7 protein-coding genes are annotated in these 16,610 nt (G+C 41.2%); 3 read left to right on the top strand and 4 right to left on the bottom strand.

The window, feature by feature from the left end; translation table 11 throughout:
* Window positions 1-43: 43 nt before the first annotated feature.
* From lgt to folE, 4 genes are all read right to left on the bottom strand, one after another.
* The gene (lgt, locus tag ACZ1JT_RS01525) at window positions 44-964 is read right to left on the bottom strand and encodes a prolipoprotein diacylglyceryl transferase (RefSeq protein WP_465094407.1); all 921 of its coding nucleotides are present in this window, start codon (window positions 962-964) and stop codon (window positions 44-46) included.
* A gap of 84 nt (window positions 965-1,048) precedes the next feature.
* Window positions 1,049-1,273: a membrane protein insertion efficiency factor YidD gene (yidD, locus tag ACZ1JT_RS01520; RefSeq protein ID WP_465094406.1), complete on the bottom strand. Its 225-nt coding sequence runs from the start codon at window positions 1,271-1,273 to the stop codon at window positions 1,049-1,051.
* Window positions 1,274-1,320: 47 nt separating this feature from the next.
* Window positions 1,321-2,805 (bottom strand): cysteine--tRNA ligase, encoded by a 1,485-nt coding sequence (gene cysS / locus ACZ1JT_RS01515; protein WP_465094405.1) that lies wholly within the window; start codon window positions 2,803-2,805, stop codon window positions 1,321-1,323.
* Between the two features lie 32 nt (window positions 2,806-2,837).
* A complete protein-coding gene (gene folE / locus ACZ1JT_RS01510) occupies window positions 2,838-3,509 on the bottom strand; it encodes a GTP cyclohydrolase I FolE (protein WP_465094404.1) in 672 nt (223 codons plus the stop codon).
* Window positions 3,510-3,837: 328 nt separating this feature from the next.
* On the opposite strand from folE, the gene ACZ1JT_RS01505 reads away from it, so the two are divergent.
* The 3 genes from ACZ1JT_RS01505 (at window position 3,838) to ACZ1JT_RS01495 (ending at window position 16,606) form a co-directional block, all read left to right on the top strand.
* A complete protein-coding gene (locus ACZ1JT_RS01505; RefSeq protein WP_465094403.1) occupies window positions 3,838-4,233 on the top strand; it encodes a hypothetical protein in 396 nt (131 codons plus the stop codon).
* A 7-nt stretch (window positions 4,234-4,240) separates the two neighbouring features.
* Window positions 4,241-15,880 carry a PKD-like domain-containing protein gene (locus ACZ1JT_RS01500; protein ID WP_465094402.1) on the top strand — a complete coding sequence of 3,880 codons (11,640 nt, stop codon included), beginning with the start codon at window positions 4,241-4,243 and terminating at the stop codon, window positions 15,878-15,880.
* 351 nt (window positions 15,881-16,231) lie between these two features.
* Window positions 16,232-16,606 (top strand): hypothetical protein, encoded by a 375-nt coding sequence (locus ACZ1JT_RS01495; RefSeq protein WP_465094401.1) that lies wholly within the window; start codon window positions 16,232-16,234, stop codon window positions 16,604-16,606.
* Window positions 16,607-16,610 lie beyond the last annotated feature (4 nt).

Genomic DNA, 16,610 nt, shown 5'->3' with positions numbered 1-16,610 from the left:
GCATGTGCAGTCTTTTTTAAGGGATATTGTATAGTGAAAAGTATTATGCTTTTTTAGTAGCTTTTGCAACCAAATAAGCCCCAATTGCTATGAAAGGTAGGCTTAGCCATTGACCGGTCGAAAAAACACCTAGAGCGCTCTCAAAACCACCTTGACTTTCTTTTACAAACTCAACTAGAAAACGAATAGTCCATAGCATTACTAAAAATAAGCCAAATAGATATCCTTGTTTCTCTCTAGCATTGGTTTTCCAGTATAAATAAAACAAAATAGCAAATACAACTACATAACCAGCGGCTTCGTATAATTGCGCCGGATGTTTTACAACTACATTGTTAAGTAATTCGGCATATTGCGGATTTGTTTCAATTGCTTTATACGCTTCATTAGCATTTGGAATGCCTGTTTTTTCAATTGCTTCTCTTGCAGTATATTGGTCTCTAATAAATTTAATTCCAAGCGAAGAATTCGTTTCTTTTCCAACAATTTCCGAGTTGAAAAAATTCCCTAAACGAACAAAAATGGCACCACTGGAAACCGGTATAACAATGCGATCTAAAATCCAAAGCATGGGTTTGTGGATGATTTTTTTACTGTAATAATACATTACTAAAATAATAGCAATAGCTGCACCATGACTGGCTAATCCGGCAAATCCAGTGAACTCAAAGTGTGGCTCAAATCGAAATGGTAATAAAATTTCTAGTTTGTGATTTTTGAAATAATCCCAATCGTAAAAAAACACATGTCCAAGTCGAGCGCCCAACAATGTTGCAAAAACGGTATAGATAAATAATGAATCTAATTTTTCAAGCGATTCGCCTTCTCTTTCGTATATATGTTTCATGATATACCAGCCTAAGCCAAAGGCAACTATAAACATTAAGCTGTAAAAACGAATCATAAAAAAGCCTAAATCTATGCCTTCCGATGGATTCCAAACCGTATATAACGTATGTGTCATAGTGAAAATGTAAGTGTTATTTTGGTAAAAATAATAAATGAAAAATAGTCAGACTATTAAATCAAGTTAATTTAATTAGAAAATTTATGGAACGGGGTCGTAACCACTGCCTCCCCATGGATGACAACTGCTAATGCGTTTAATTGCTAGCCAACCACCCTTTAATAATCCGTGTTTTTTTAAAGCATCAACAGTATAATGAGAGCAAGTAGGGGAATAGCGGCAAACTCCAGGGGTGTATGGAGAAATAGCTACTTGATAAAACCGTATCAAAAGCAAAAAAGGAAATATTAAAATAGATTTTAGCATAATAAAAAAATGATGACTGTTTCAATCATCATTTCGTTTACGGATTGTTATTGTACAATAAAGGAAGTTCCTTCTTTGCCATCTTTAAGTTGAATTCCAAGAGCTAATAATTTATCTCTTATCTCATCAGACAATGCCCAATTTTTATTTGCTCTGGCTTCGTTTCGCATTTCAATAAGCATGTTAACTACGCCATCTAATTTACCCGCATCTTCATTGGTGGCCGATTCGGTGCGTAATCCTAAAACTTCAAAAACAAACGAATGCATAGTGTTTTTAAGCAGGGTTAAATCGGTTTCAGAAATGGTTTCTTTACCATCTTTTATTAAGTTGATAAATCGAACAGCTTCAAACAGTTGTGCAATTAAAATAGGCGTGTTAAAATCATCATTCATGGCATCATAACATGATTGTTTCCATGAAGTGATATCAATGCTGGACGTATTGCTTGATTGGATATTGGATAAATTAGAAATAGCCTCCATTAATCGGTTAAATCCTTTTTCGCTAGCCAACATCCCATCGTTCGAAATGTCTAAAATGCTTCTGTAATGTGCTTGTAAGAAACAAAAACGAACTACATGTGGCGGGAAAGGTTTTTCGAAAAAAGTGTTTTCACCATTAAATAATTCCATCGGAAGGATATAGTTTCCGGTAGATTTACTCATTCGTTGCCCATTCATGGTAAGCATGTTAGCGTGCATCCAATATTTAACAGGTTCGGTTCCGTTGCAAGCTTTTCCTTGTGCAATTTCACATTCGTGGTGTGGAAATTTTAAATCCATTCCACCGCCATGTATATCGAATTGATCACCAAGATATTTGGTACTCATGGCTGTACATTCTAGATGCCAACCTGGAAAGCCTACGCCCCAAGGTGAGTTCCAACGCATAATGTGAGCTGGTGTGGCTTTTTTCCAAAGCGCAAAATCCGGTGCGTTTCTTTTTTCGTCTTGTCCGTCTAAATCACGTGTGTTTGCAAATAATTCATCGATATTTCGATTGCTTAATTCGCCGTAATTAAGACCTCTTTTATTGTATTCTAATACGTCAAAATACACAGAACCATTGCTTTCGTAGGCAAAACCAGTCTCAATTAACTTCTGAGTTAACTCAATCTGCTCAATAATGTGTCCAGTAGCTGTTGGTTCGATATTAGGAGGAAGTAAGTTGAATAATTCCAAGATTTTATGAAAATCAACTGTATATTTTTGAACCACTTCCATTGGCTCAAGCTTCTCCAAACGTGATTGTTTTACAAAGCGATCGTTTTCAATGTTTCCGTCATCGGTTAAATGACCCGCATCTGTAATGTTTCGGATATAACGAACCTTGTATTCTAAATGCTTCAAATACCTGTAAATCATGTCGAAAGACATAAACGTTCTACAATTTCCTAAGTGAACATTGCTATAAACTGTAGGTCCACAAACATACATTCCGATATGACCATCGTGAATAGGTTTGAAAACTTCTTTTTCGGCACTTAATGAATTGTATACTTTTAATTCTTGATTTTGGTATAGATGCATGGGATTATTGATTAATGTCAATAATTATTTGATTAAAAATTGGTTTCGAGCTTAATGTAATCTAAAAACTCACGACGTACCTTTTCCTCTTTGAACTTACCGCCAAATTCTGCAGTTACTGTGCTGCTTTCAATATCGCGAATACCTCTTGAGTTAACACATAAATGTTTTGCATCAATAACGCAGGCCACATCTTCTGTATTAAGAACTTGTTGTAGTTCTCTAACAACTTGTATGGTAAGACGTTCTTGAACTTGAGGGCGTTTTGCAAAATAATCCACAATACGATTCATTTTCGATAAACCAACAACCGTTCCATTAGAAATATAGGCAACGTGAGCACGCCCTACAATTGGAAGTAAGTGATGTTCGCAAGTGGAGTAGATGGTAATGTTTTTCTCTACAAGCATTTCACCGTATTTGTATTTGTTTTCGAAAGTTGAAGAACTTGGTTTTTTATTTGGATGTAATCCGCCAAATATTTCTTTTACAAACATTTTGGCAACACGATTTGGAGTTCCTTTAAGACTGTCGTCTGTCAAGTCAAGTCCAAGTGTGTTCATTATGCTCTCTACGTCTTTTTTTATGGAATTTATTTTGTCTTCGTCAGACATATCGAATGCGTCAGGACGTAAAGGTGTTTCTGTATTTGTAGCTATGTGATTCTCTCCTAATTGATCGTTCAAATCGTCGTTGTGATTCATATTCAGATTTTGGTTTATAAGAATTTAAGGAGCAAAGATAATTAATAAAACTGAATAGATAATAATCGTTTAATTGAATAAAAAATCGGATAAAAGTCACTTTTTTCCTTACAACTTTTTAACAAAACAGTGGTAAAATGTTTTATTAAAACACTGCTGTGTGCTAATTTTTGAGGGGTTTTGAAGGTAATGTAACAATATTTCAATATTTTTTTAAATATGTTTTTTTTATTGATAAAGTTTTGCATATTTGTTAATTAACATAAATTTAATATTTTGGGTAATTCTGTTTTAGATAAGCAGTTACTTCATTAATAATTTTTTTAGTATGAAAAATAATTACGTTAACCTACAAAAAATTGGTTTTGTTTTAATTCTTGTATTGGGATTTGTGACGACTTCATTTTCACAGAAATACCAAGTTTACGGGAATGAATTAACACCAATAAATCGTGATTCGAATGGCAATTTCATGAATGAAAAGCAAATGTTGAAAAACGATTTTAAAAAAATTGAAGGGACTTATCAAATTCAAGTTTCTAAACCTGAGTATAGTGTTTTTCTAACAGAATCACTATACCAGAAAATTCAAACTGAAAGAAAAGATAATGAAGATGTTTATTTGATTTTGGACGAATTTTCAAAATTATACTTGCCTTCTAAGCAAAAAATTAAATCCGCAGGATTTATTGCTTTAACTACAATTAAATATATCACTAAATAACTTCGATATGATAGAAAGAATTACTCATTGTAAGACTTTATTAGCGAGTTTACTTTTATTTTTTGCCTCAATATCATTAGCACAGGAAACTTGTGCTACTGCTACTACGGTTTCCGATTTAACAGGTGGTACTTGTGCTACTTCATCTGTGGGAACTGTAAATGATATTGGTTCTGGTGGATGTGAAGAAGGGGTTCTAGATACTTGGTTTACGTTTGTGGCCCAAGGACCTAGTGCTACTATTAATATTTCGGCAACAGCTGCTGGTTTTAGACCAGAATTTGTTGTTGCATCATCAAGTACAGGAACTTGTGGCGGAACTTTTTCTGTTGAAGGTTGTGTGGATGGTGCAGGAAATTATACCACTATAAACGGAACTGTTAATGGTTTAACTGCAGGAACAAGATATTGGATTATTGTTTCAAGTAATGGAGATGTTACTACTGGAACATTGTCTGCCTGTGTAACTAATGCAGCAGTTGTTGCGAGTTGTGTGGACAATCAGGCTTGTACATCACCGGCAACTCTAACATTAAATCCCGTTGGAGGTGCTGCAGCTTGTGTTACCGACTGTAATAACGGCGCTAGTGCAGGACCAGATTTTGCAGGTAACAACTGTTATGATTTACCTAATCCAACGGTTTGGTATTCTATTACAACATCAGCCGCAGCAGCTTCATTAAACATTTCTGTGACGAGTTCTACTATGGGAACTCCAGAATTTACATTGTTTACTAATAACTGTTCTACATTCAGTATTGTAAACTGTGTTGAAGGTTCCGGAACAACAGCAACGGGGAATAATATTCCAATTGCAGCCAATACCACTTATTTAATAGCTGTTTCTAATACAACAGGTGCCCAAGGGAATTTTAATTTGTGTGTTACACAAAATGGTGATAATAGTGCCTGTAATACAACAAGTGCTTTAACAGTTGTTTCCACTTCTATGGGGTCTCCTTTAGCTGGACCATATCAAGCTGGTGAACAAGTTACATATCAATATACTTTAACGAATTTTCAACAGGTTAACTGTAACTATATAGGTGCTTTTGTGCCCACTTTTGGAAATTGTTGGGATCCTTCATCTTTTAATGCTCAAGGGATGCCTCTTAATGTTAGTACTCCTTTAAATGTTAATGGAGTAATTCAGCCATGTCCTCCTGGTCCGCCTTGTGCTTACGGAGCTTGTGCTGGTACACCGGCTGGTTCATGGAACTGGTTCCCTGCTGGAGCTGCAACTTATAACGTAGCAGGATATTATCCAGCTGGAACAGCGATGCCGGCAGGTTGGTATTTCCTATCATCATACAACCCAGCTACTGGTGCTTGTACAGGAGGGGATCCTACAGATCCTGATAATACTTATGGAGATGGTAACTTTCCAGCATGTGGAACGAACACATTTGATTATACTTTAGTGTTTACATTAACCGCAGGGAGCAATGCAAATTGTGGGGCAGGTACTACAGATTGTGGTGTTTCAATCAAAACGTTTGCAGATGGTGAGTTTGGTTTCTGGAATAATATTGGTTGTACAGCCGATTTACCGGATACAGCTCCTGCATCATTCTTGTGTTGTACGCCTCCTGTAATGACAAATTTAACGTCATCTACAATATGTAATAATACAAATGCTAACTTTTCTTTAACTGCAGATTTACCTTCAACATTTTCATGGGTAGCAACAGCAAATCCAAATGTTACAGGTGAAAGTACTACTGCTCAAACAGGTGCTACAATAACAGATGTTTTAGTTAATACTACTGCAGTTAATCAAATTGTAACGTATACTGTTACACCAACGTCTTCACCTGGAGGTTGTGTTGGTTTACCACAAACAATTAATATTACTGTCAGCCCTGCTTCAATTATTACTTTAACATCTGCTGCAGCTACAACTAATCAAACAGTATGTATTAATAGTGCTATTACTAATATAACTTACAGTGTTACTGGAAGTGCAACTGGTGCAACTGTTACTGGTTTACCTGCTGGAGTTTCTGGTAATTATTCTGCAGGTGTATACACAATTAGTGGAACGCCAACTGCAAGTGGAACCTTCAACTATACGGTAACAACCTCTGGAGGTTGTGTACCTAATGCTACAGCTACTGGTACAATAACTGTAAGACCACAAAACACGATAGCAGCGGGTACTAGCCAAACGGTTTGTATCAACACGGCTATCACGCCAATCACTTTGGCTACAACGGGCGCAACCGGAGCAACGTTCTCCGGCTTACCGGCAGGCGTAACGGGATCATGGGCGGCTAATACGGTAACCATCAGTGGAACACCAACAGCAAGTGGAACCTTCAACTATACGGTAACGACTACCGGAGGATGTCCACCGGCTACTACAACGGGAACCATTACGGTTACACCACAAAACACGATAGCAGCAGGAACAAGCCAAACGGTTTGTATCAACACGGCTATCACGACAATCACATTGGCTACAACGGGTGCAACAGGAGCAACGTTCTCGGGCTTACCGGCAGGAGTAACAGGGTCATGGGCAGCCAATACGGTAACCATCAGTGGTACACCAACAGCAAGCGGAACGTTCAACTATACGGTAACGACTACCGGCGGATGTCCACCGGCTACAACAACAGGAACCATTACGGTTACTCCACAAAACACGATAGCAGCAGGTACAAGCCAAACGGTTTGTATCAACACGGCTATTACCCCAATCACTTTGGCTACAACTGGCGCAACCGGAGCAACGTTCTCCGGCTTACCGGCAGGAGTAACAGGGTCATGGGCAGCCAATACGGTAACCATCAGTGGTACACCAACAGCAAGTGGAACCTTCAACTATACGGTAACGACTACCGGAGGATGTCCACCGGCTACTACAACGGGAACCATTACGGTTACACCACAAAACACGATAGCAGCAGGTACAAGCCAAACGGTTTGTATCAACACGGCTATCACGCCAATCACCTTGGCTACAACGGGTGCAACCGGAGCAACGTTCTCGGGCTTACCGGCAGGTGTAACAGGATCATGGGCAGCCAATACGGTAACCATCAGTGGTACACCAACAGCAAGCGGAACGTTCAACTATACGGTAACGACTACCGGCGGATGTCCACCGGCTACAACAACAGGAACCATTACGGTTACTCCACAAAACACGATAGCAGCGGGTACAAGCCAAACGGTTTGTATCAACACGGCTATTACCCCAATCACTTTGGCTACAACGGGCGCAACCGGAGCAACGTTCTCCGGCTTACCGGCAGGAGTAACAGGGTCATGGGCAGCCAATACGGTAACCATCAGTGGTACACCAACAGCAAGTGGAACGTTCAACTATACGGTAACGACTACCGGCGGATGTCCACCGGCTACAACCACGGGAACCATTACGGTTACACCACAAAACACGATAGCAGCAGGTACAAGCCAAACGGTTTGTATCAACACGGCTATTACCCCAATCACTTTGGCTACCACAGGAGCTACTGGAGCAACGTTCTCCGGCTTACCGGCAGGAGTAACAGGATCATGGGCAGCCAATACGGTAACCATCAGTGGTACACCAACAGCAAGCGGAACGTTCAACTATACGGTAACGACTACCGGCGGATGTCCACCGGCTACAACAACAGGAACCATTACGGTTACTCCACAAAACACGATAGCAGCAGGAACAAGCCAAACGGTTTGTATCAACACGGCTATTACCCCAATCACTTTGGCTACAACGGGTGCAACAGGAGCAACGTTCTCCGGCTTACCGGCAGGAGTAACGGGATCATGGGCAGCCAATACGGTAACCATCAGTGGTACACCAACAGCAAGCGGAACGTTCAACTATACGGTAACGACTACCGGAGGATGTCCACCGGCTACTACAACGGGAACCATTACGGTTACTCCACAAAACACGATAGCAGCAGGAACAAGCCAAACGGTTTGTATCAACACGGCTATCACGCCAATCACCTTGGCTACAACGGGTGCAACCGGAGCAACGTTCTCGGGCTTACCGGCAGGTGTAACAGGATCATGGGCAGCCAATACGGTAACCATCAGTGGTACACCAACAGCAAGCGGAACGTTCAACTATACGGTAACGACTACCGGCGGATGTCCACCGGCTACAACAACGGGAACCATTACGGTTACCCCACAAAACACGATAGCAGCAGGAACAAGCCAAACGGTTTGTATCAACACGGCTATTACCCCAATCACTTTGGCTACCACAGGAGCTACTGGAGCAACGTTCTCGGGCTTACCGGCAGGAGTAACAGGATCATGGGCAGCCAATACGGTAACCATCAGTGGTACACCAACAGCAAGTGGAACCTTTAACTATACGGTAACGACTACCGGCGGATGTCCACCGGCTACTACCACAGGAACTATTACGGTTAATTCCATGATTGTACCGGTAACAGGATTCAGTTATACCACACCAGTATGTTATGATGCTGCAAATCAAATGCCTGTTCCGGTTCCTGGGTTTACTACTGGAGGAACGTATACCTCTACAGTAGGATTAACATTGAATGGAACAACAGGAGAAATAACACCTAGTTCAAGTACACCGGGAACTTATACGGTTACTTACACTTATCCTGCATCGGCATGTGGTGCTTTAGGTAGTAGTACTTTCAATATTACTATTACCCCACAAAACACGATAGCAGCAGGTACAAGCCAAACGGTTTGTATCAACACGGCTATTACCCCAATCACTTTGGCTACAACGGGCGCTACAGGAGCAACGTTCTCGGGCTTACCGGCAGGCGTAACGGGATCATGGGCAGCCAATACGGTAACCATTAGCGGTACTCCAACAGCATCAGGTACATTCAACTATACGGTAACGACTACCGGCGGATGTCCACCGGCTACAACCACGGGAACCATTACGGTTACACCACAAAACACGATAGCAGCAGGCACAAGCCAAACGGTTTGTATCAATACGGCTATCACGCCAATCACTTTGGCTACAACGGGCGCAACCGGAGCAACGTTCTCCGGCTTACCGGCAGGAGTAACGGGATCATGGGCAGCCAATACGGTAACCATCAGTGGTACACCAACAGCAAGCGGAACGTTCAACTATACGGTAACGACTACCGGAGGATGTCCACCGGCTACTACAACGGGAACCATTACGGTTACTCCACAAAACACGATAGCAGCAGGAACAAGCCAAACGGTTTGTATCAACACGGCTATCACGCCAATCACCTTGGCTACAACGGGTGCAACCGGAGCAACGTTCTCGGGCTTACCGGCAGGTGTAACAGGATCATGGGCAGCCAATACGGTAACCATCAGTGGTACACCAACAGCAAGTGGAACCTTTAACTATACGGTAACGACTACCGGCGGATGTCCACCGGCTACAACAACGGGAACCATTACGGTTACCCCACAAAACACGATAGCAGCAGGAACAAGCCAAACGGTTTGTATCAACACGGCTATTACCCCAATCACTTTGGCTACCACAGGAGCTACTGGAGCAACGTTCTCGGGCTTACCGGCAGGAGTAACAGGATCATGGGCAGCCAATACGGTAACCATCAGTGGTACACCAACAGCAAGCGGAATCTTCAACTATACGGTAACGACTACCGGCGGATGTCCACCGGCTACAACCACAGGAACCATTACGGTTACTCCACAAAACACGATAGCAGCAGGTACAAGCCAAACGGTTTGTATCAATACGGCTATCACGCCAATCACTTTGGCTACAACTGGCGCAACAGGAGCAACGTTCTCGGGCTTACCGGCAGGAGTAACAGGATCATGGGCAGCCAATACGGTAACCATCAGTGGTACACCAACAGCAAGTGGAACCTTCAACTATACGGTAACGACTACCGGAGGGTGTCCACCGGCTACTACAACGGGAACCATTACGGTTACACCTATACCAACAGCTACCATCAGTTATGTAGGAACACCATTCTGTACGAGTTTAACAACCGGTCAGACAGTTACCTTAACAGGAACAGGCGCTTATACAGGTGGAACATACTCTTCAACAGCAGGATTGACAATCGATTCTGTAACAGGAGCTATTACACCAAGTACAAGTACACCGGGCACTTATACGGTAACTTATACAGTTCCGGCAAGTGGCGGATGTGCTTCGGTTACGGCTACTACTAGCGTAACGATTACATTGGCACCAACAGCTACCATCAGTTATGCAGGAACACCATTCTGTACGAGTTTGACAACCGGTCAGACGGTTACCTTAACAGGAACAGGCGCTTATACAGGTGGAACTTACTCTTCAACAGCAGGATTGACAATCGATTCTGTAACAGGAGATATCACGCCAAGTACAAGTACACCAGGAACTTATACGGTAACTTATACAGTTCCAGCGAGTGGCGGATGTGCTTCGATTACAGCTACTACTAGCGTAACGATTACATTGGCACCAACAGCTACAATAAGTTATGTAGGTTCACCATATTGCGCAGGACCTGGAAATGCAGTGGTAACTCAAACCGGAGTTGGAGGTGGAACTTACTCTTCAACAGCAGGGTTGGTTATTAATACAACTACTGGTGACGTGGATTTATCATTGAGTACTCCTGGTGCTTATACCGTTACATATACAATTTCGGCAAGTGGTGGTTGTGCTGCATTTAGTACAACGGGGTCAATTACAATTAACCCAACAAATATTCCGGTTACCGGATTTAGTTATCCAACACCGGTATGTCAGAATGCAACTAATCCTACACCAACAGAAGTTGGAGGTTTTACAACTGGTGGAACCTACTCTTCAACAGTAGGATTGAGTTTAAATGCTACTACTGGTGAAATTAACTTGTCGACTAGCATACCAGGTACTTATACTGTAACCTATACTGTACCTGCTACTGTTTGCGGTCCAGTAGGAAGTAGTACTTTTAATATTACTATTACAGAAGTTCCAACGGCAACAATTAGTTATGCAGGAACACCATTTTGTACGAGTTTGACAACCGGTCAGACGGTTACCTTAACAGGAACAGGTGCTTATACAGGTGGAACTTATTCTTCTACAGCAGGATTGACAATCGATTCTGTAACAGGAGCTGTTACACCAAGTACAAGTACACCAGGAACTTATACGGTAACTTATACAGTTCCAGCGAGCGGCGGATGTGCTTCGGTTACAGCTACCACTAGTGTAACCATTACATTGGCACCAACAGCTACCATCAGTTATGCAGGAACACCATTCTGTACGAGTTTAGCAACCGGTCAGACGGTTACCTTAACAGGAACAGGTGCATATACAGGTGGAACTTACTCTTCTACAGCAGGATTGACAATCGATTCTGTAACAGGAGCTGTTACACCAAGTACAAGTACACCAGGAACTTATACGGTAACTTATACAGTTCCAGCGAGTGGCGGATGTGCATCGGTTACAGCTACTACTAGTGTAACCATTACATTGGCACCAACAGCAACCATCAGTTATGCAGGAACACCATTCTGTACGAGTTTAACAACAGGTCAGGCGGTTACTTTAACAGGAACAGGTGCTTATACAGGTGGAACTTATTCTTCAACAGCAGGATTAACAATTGATTCTGTAACAGGAGCTATCACACCAAGTACAAGTACACCAGGAACTTATACGGTAACTTATACAGTTCCAGCGAGTGGCGGATGTGCATCGGTTACAGCTACTACTAGTGTAACCATTACATTGGCGCCAACAGCTACCATCAGTTATGCAGGAACACCATTCTGTACGAGTTTAACAACCGGTCAGGCGGTTACCTTAACAGGAACAGGTGCTTATACAGGTGGAACTTATTCTTCAACAGCAGGATTAACAATTGATTCTGTAACAGGAGCTATCACACCAAGTACAAGTACACCGGGCACTTATACGGTAACTTATACAGTTCCAGCAAGTGGTGGATGTGCATCGGTTACAGCTACTACTAGTGTAACCATTACATTGGCACCAACGGCTACCATCAGTTATGCAGGAACACCATTCTGTACGAGTTTAACAACCGGTCAGGCGGTTACTTTAACAGGAACAGGTGCTTATACAGGTGGAACATACTCTTCAACAGCAGGATTGACAATCGATTCTGTAACAGGAGCTATTACACCAAGTACAAGTACACCGGGCACTTATACGGTAACTTATACGGTTCCAGCAAGTGGCGGATGTGCATCGGTTACAGCTACTACTAGTGTAACCATTACATTGGCACCAACAGCAACCATCAGTTATGCAGGAACACCATTCTGTACGAGTTTAACAACAGGTCAGGTGGTTACCTTAACAGGAACAGGTGCTTATACAGGTGGAACATACTCTTCAACAGCAGGATTGACAATCGATTCTGTAACAGGAGCTATTACACCAAGTACAAGTACACCGGGCACTTATACGGTAACTTATACGGTTCCAGCAAGTGGCGGATGTGCTTCGGTTACAGCTACTACTAGCGTAACCATTACATTGGCACCAACAGCTACCATCAGTTATGCAGGAACACCATTCTGTACGAGTTTAACAACAGGTCAGGTGGTTACTTTAACAGGAACAGGTGCTTATACAGGTGGAACATACTCTTCAACAGCAGGATTGACAATCGATTCTGTAACAGGAGCTATTACACCAAGTACAAGTACACCGGGCACTTATACGGTAACTTATACAGTTCCAGCGAGTGGCGGATGTGCTTCGGTTACAGCTACTACTAGTGTAACCATTACATTGGCACCAACAGCTACCATCAGTTATGCAGGAACACCATTCTGTACAAGTTTAACAACAGGTCAGGCGGTTACCTTAACTGGAACAGGCGCTTATACAGGTGGAACATACTCTTCAACAGCAGGATTGACAATCGATTCTGTAACAGGAGCTGTTACACCAAGTACAAGTACACCAGGAACTTATACGGTAACTTATACAGTTCCAGCGAGTGGCGGATGTGCATCGGTTACAGCTACTACTAGTGTAACCATTACATTGGCACCAACAGCAACCATCAGTTATGCAGGAACACCATTCTGTACGAGTTTAACAACAGGTCAGGCGGTTACTTTAACAGGAACAGGTGCTTATACAGGTGGAACTTATTCTTCAACAGCAGGATTAACAATTGATTCTGTAACAGGAGCTATCACACCAAGTACAAGTACACCGGGCACTTATACGGTAACTTATACAGTTCCGACAAGTGGTGGATGTGCTTCGGTTACAGCTACTACTAGTGTAACCATTACATTGGCGCCAACAGCTACCATCAGTTATGCAGGAACACCATTCTGTACGAGTTTAACAACCGGTCAGGCGGTTACCTTAACAGGAACAGGTGCTTATACAGGTGGAACTTATTCTTCAACAGCAGGATTAACAATTGATTCTGTAACAGGAGCTATCACACCAAGTACAAGTACACCGGGCACTTATACGGTAACTTATACAGTTCCAGCAAGTGGTGGATGTGCATCGGTTACAGCTACTACTAGTGTAACCATTACATTGGCACCAACGGCTACCATCAGTTATGCAGGAACACCATTCTGTACGAGTTTAACAACCGGTCAGGCGGTTACTTTAACAGGAACAGGTGCTTATACAGGTGGAACTTATTCTTCAACAGCAGGATTAACAATTGATTCTGTAACAGGAGCTATTACACCAAGTACAAGTACACCAGGAACTTATACGGTAACTTATACAGTTCCAGCAAGTGGCGGATGTGCTTCGGTTACAGCTACTACTAGCTTAACGATTACATTGGCACCAACAGCTACCATCAGTTATTCGCCAAGTTTATATTGTGTGGCGGTGTCATCACCTCAATCTGTTACGTTAAGTGGAGGAGTTGGAGCTTATACTGGAGGCGTGTATAGTGCGTCGCCTGCAGGATTAAGTATAAATCCTACAACTGGAGCTGTTACGCCAAGTGGAAGTATTCCAGGAACGTACACTGTAACCTATACTATTCCGGCAAGTGGAGGTTGTTCTTCAGTTCCGGTAACAACAAGTATTGAAATTGCTCCAAGACCAACAGTAATTCCACAAGTTACGACACCGGTTTGTGATGGAAGTACTTTGGATTTTGTTTTAGGAAGTAATATTTCAACAACTACTTTTACTTGGTCGGCAACGATGAGTAATATAAACGGAAGTTATCCTTCGAGTGGAACCGAAGCTAATATCAACGACGTTGTTCAGTTGGTAGATCCGATGGTTTCAGGTTCAATTACATATAGTATTTTACCAACGGCCAACAATTGTGATGGAGTTCCGGTTCAAGTTACTGTTATTGTAAATCCAATACCGGTTATTTCTACGGTTACTGTTGAGGACGATACTTTATGTACGGGAGAGACTGTTCATATAGAAGCCAATGCTTTACCGACAGGAACAACATTTACATGGCAGGTAATTAATGCTACTGATGTTCAAGTCCAAGGTGGAGCAACAAGTGGAACAAGTTCGGATGGACATATTGATTTAGTTTTGATTGCAACCAATGCAACTTCAGCAGGAACGATTCAGTTTGAGATTACTCCGATTAAAAATGGATGTACAGGATTACCTGTAGATACAGGAGTAATTACAGTTCATCCAGTACCAGGAACACCAATTCCTACGCCAATCTATGAGATTTGTAGTGGAGATTCTACCAATATTAGTGTAAATACATTCCCTGTTCTAACAGGAGCAGAGATTGAATGGGAGGTTGTTAATGTTCAGAATGTTACAGGATATTCTAACGGAACAGGAACTGTACCATATGTGATTGTACAACAGTTGTTCAATTCAACCAATCAGGTAGGTTATGTGACTTATCGAGTTAAATCGACTTTAAATGGATGTGAAGGAGCAAGTACTGATTATATTGTACGAGTGAATCCGCTTCCTATAGTTACTTTGAATGGCGGAACGATTTGTATTGATGCTAATGGAGTAGCCTTTACTTCAGTGGTGTTGAATACAGGATTGAGTAATACCGATTATTTATTCGACTGGACTTTGAATGGAAACCCAATTGTGGGAGGAAGCTCGGTGTTGGTTGATGAGACTGACGAGTTGGGTGAATACAGTGTTATAGTAACTAATATTCTAACCGGATGTACATCGGAGCCAGCAACGGCTACGGTAGTGGGTCACGATGTTGGAGTTAGCTTGAACTTGTTTACAAGTGAAGCTTTCTTAGATATGGGAACCATTACAGCTGTAGTTACCGGAGGAACAGGAGATTACTTGTACTCATTAGACGGTGGTGCATACCAAGAGTCAAATGTGTTTAACAATGTTTCTCCAGGACCGCATCAAGTACATGTAACGGATATTTACAACTGTACCAACTTAACACAGAATACATATTTGGTTAATTATCCACATTTCTTTACGCCAAACAATGACGGATATAACGATACATGGAACATTTGGGATTTACAAGATCAACCAAGTGCAGAGATTTATATCTTCGACCGTTATGGTAAGTTGTTAAAACAAATTACCCCGGCAGGAAACGGATGGGATGGAACACACAACGGACAACCGTTGCCATCAACCGATTACTGGTTCACGGTTAAGTTTATCGATCCGGCAACCAATGCGGAGAGAGTGTTTAAATCGCATTTCTCAATGAAACGTTAAATTTATAGTAGATAACAATGAAAAAGACCCCTTATTTAAGGGGTCTTTTTTTGATTATAGAATAGTGAAATTTGGTAATTAATGATGATTGTTAAAAAAAAACTTATTTTAATGATAATTATGTTTTTTTATATTGATAAAGTTTTGCATATTTGTTAATTAACATTATTTTAATATTTCCAAAAATATTTCAAAAATGATCCGAAAGAACAATTGTGTGTTTTTACATATCATTTAGGTTGTATGATTAATAAGTATAACCTAGATTCAATAATATTTTCCTGCTCTAACATCGTTGGGGTGGGATTTTTTTGTTTAAATCAAATCGTAATATTTTAAAAGTTAGTTGTTATGAAGCACTTGTATTTAATGCTTAGTCTGTTTTTTTTCCTTTTGGCTGATGCAACCTATGCTCAGGATAATTATAATTTGCCACCTGGGGCAAAGCTAAAGCCCAAATTTAAATTTTACGATTTATCGCCTAAACTTCATGGTAAAACAGTAGTTTATAAACCAGAAGAAATTAAAATCTTGAAGGATATTCCCAAAAATTCTTTAGAAGATTTAAAAGAACAAGCCCCCGATTATTATACCTACTATATTACTGGAGTTAGTTATATCAGTTCATTGTCTTTAAAAGTCAAGACAATTTATAATGAAGACGAGCTTTGGTATATCTATGCATTAGACCAAAAATTAAAAGAAAAATTAAAAACAATTAAGTAGGTTG

This window comes from Flavobacterium sp. IC2-16, from assembly GCF_055521455.1.
This window is presented reverse-complemented; position numbering and strand designations above follow the sequence as displayed.

Coding starts and splice junctions, on each gene's coding strand:
- lgt (WP_465094407.1), bottom strand. CDS start 964: ATGACACATACGTTATATACGGTTTGGAATCCATCGGAAGGCATAGAT.
- yidD (WP_465094406.1), bottom strand. CDS start 1,273: ATGCTAAAATCTATTTTAATATTTCCTTTTTTGCTTTTGATACGGTTT.
- cysS (WP_465094405.1), bottom strand. CDS start 2,805: ATGCATCTATACCAAAATCAAGAATTAAAAGTATACAATTCATTAAGT.
- folE (WP_465094404.1), bottom strand. CDS start 3,509: ATGAATCACAACGACGATTTGAACGATCAATTAGGAGAGAATCACATA.
- ACZ1JT_RS01505 (WP_465094403.1), top strand. CDS start 3,838: ATGAAAAATAATTACGTTAACCTACAAAAAATTGGTTTTGTTTTAATT.
- ACZ1JT_RS01500 (WP_465094402.1), top strand. CDS start 4,241: ATGATAGAAAGAATTACTCATTGTAAGACTTTATTAGCGAGTTTACTT.
- ACZ1JT_RS01495 (WP_465094401.1), top strand. CDS start 16,232: ATGAAGCACTTGTATTTAATGCTTAGTCTGTTTTTTTTCCTTTTGGCT.